The 522-nt window shown below is 64.8% G+C and carries 1 protein-coding gene; it reads right to left on the bottom strand.

What is annotated here, in order from left to right; genetic code table 11:
• Window positions 1–444: helix-turn-helix domain-containing protein (locus tag IEW19_RS24375; RefSeq protein ID WP_188573900.1), on the bottom strand; the 444-nt coding region annotated here is incomplete at its 3' end.
• Window positions 445–522: the final 78 nt, after the last annotated feature.

Raw genomic sequence — 522 nt, 5'->3', positions numbered from 1 at the left:
GGCGCCGCGGGACTGAACGTATAGGGCCTGGTAGATCGTCTCGTGGCTCACCTGCATAGTCTGATCATCCGGGAAGTGGAACGCCAACATCGCCGAGATCAGTTTGGGGCTCCACCCCTCATCCATCCACACTCCGATCAGCCGGCACAGCGCCTCCTCCTGGATGAGCTTCAACGGCTTGGGCCGGCGCCGGGCCTGATGCGCCTTCGTATGCGCGACAGAGGCGTAATACACCCCGTCTGCGCTGGTGTTGCGTTTCACCTCCCGCCAGACCACGGATTTGTTCCGCCCGATCGCCTCACCGATCCTGGCGTAACTCAGTCCGCTCCGCAGGCCCATCTGGATCATCCCCCGCTCCGCCAGGTTCAACGCCCGGCCCGGCCCTTCCACTGAGGGCGCCGGATCCGCCAAGCCCCCCACGGCACCCATGTTCACAGCCATCATGTGGCCAGATTGGGCCCACCAATTGCTGCCGGTCGCATGCACCGCTCCGACACGCCGAGAGGCCTCCAGAATCGACAG

The organism is Arthrobacter liuii (genome assembly GCF_014639275.1).
GTDB lineage: Bacteria > Actinomycetota > Actinomycetes > Actinomycetales > Micrococcaceae > Arthrobacter > Arthrobacter liuii.
This window is presented reverse-complemented; position numbering and strand designations above follow the sequence as displayed.